Source organism: Roseovarius sp. YIN77, from assembly GCF_057219155.1.
The window spans coordinates 1-1,294 of record NZ_JBXVVI010000054.1; the positions used below are offsets into that span (position 1 = coordinate 1).

General features: G+C 49.7%; 1 protein-coding gene and 1 pseudogene. Both read right to left on the minus strand.

The features are described from left to right. Positions 1-438 (minus strand): tyrosine-type recombinase/integrase (locus AC2D8P_RS16555; protein WP_484703990.1); only part of this gene is annotated, 438 nt, incomplete at its 3' end. Between the two features lie 507 nt (positions 439-945). Beyond that, positions 946-1,164, minus strand: a pseudogene (locus tag AC2D8P_RS16560) (helix-turn-helix transcriptional regulator); the annotation flags it as partial. Positions 1,165-1,294: the final 130 nt, after the last annotated feature.

Below are 1,294 nucleotides of genomic sequence, written 5' to 3' on the forward strand. Positions count from 1 at the left end.
CATACCAGTGAGGAGGGCGGTCTTGATAAGTGGTCGGTATTTGTCCGGTGCTTTTTCCAACATTGTCCGGATTTCGTCTTTCGTCGGGATTGTGCGCTCATCTTCGAGGCGCTTGTTGCGCTTCAACTTCACATCACGTGCAACGTTGTGGCCAATCCACTCGCGATTAATGGCCGTTGCCAGTACCGAGGTCAAACTGGCAAGTATCTTCTTTGTCGTGGAACGCGAAACGTCGTCATCTTGCAGTTCTTCTACGAAATCCCAGACCTCGGATCGTGAAATTCCCGCGACCAGCATATGACCAATACGCGGGTCGATATAATTGCGAACATGTCCTGAATAGGTGTGAATCGTTGCTGGCTCCAATCCATTGCGCTCACAGGACTTGAGCCAGATTTTACACGCGTCTGAGATCGTTTTGGTGGATGATTTACTCAATTTCTTACTCCGTAACATTACTATATCTCTATTATACGACACTCGGATTGGGCCGTCGGGCGTAAAATGATGCCAAAAATGGAAAAATTATAAAAAACAGGCGATTACCTGATTTAAACCCGTACTAACCACGTGCTAAGCACCCCCCAAAATAGCACTTTCTTTACGGGTTTGCGAGTTTTCGATCTGCATATCAGCTTGGGTGGTAGACAAGAGTTCGATTGGCAGGACTTCGCATGCTTCGCTTGACGAACTCTCCAGAACGACATGAACGGCAAGGTCGTGACACGGGCTATAGTTGCTTGGAGTGCGAAGAGGCGCTCTATGGTGGTCGGTGGTTGGTCTTTTCTGCTTCGAGCTATGTCCAGTCACAAAATGACGCCAACCTCGCCTACGAATGGCCCTGCCAGCCTCAGAGCTGTCTTGGTTGAAGGTCAGTAATGCAGGACGAAGCTGCAGTAGTCCTTCTGGTTTTGAACGACTGCTCTAGAAACGCGGCAGGATTTTCTATGCCCGCGTATGATGATGTCTGGGCGAGCACCCGAACTTGCGCGCGTAGTCGCGACTAAAATGAGTGGGGCTTTCATAACCGACTTCAAATCCCGCAGCGGACACAGATGGGACACCGCGCTCCAAAAGCGAGCGTGCTTCAATCATTCGTAAGTCCTTTTGGTATTGGAGAGGCGTTGTACCCGTCACCGACTTGAAATGCTCATGAAATGACGATTGGCTTGTCTTAGCCCCCTAAAACTGTGCCACTACTTGAGTGTTACAGAAGGAACGAGGGATGGCTCGAAAACGGTATTCGGATGAGGATGCGCTGAAGATATTGCGCGAGATTGATGTGCACCTGCAC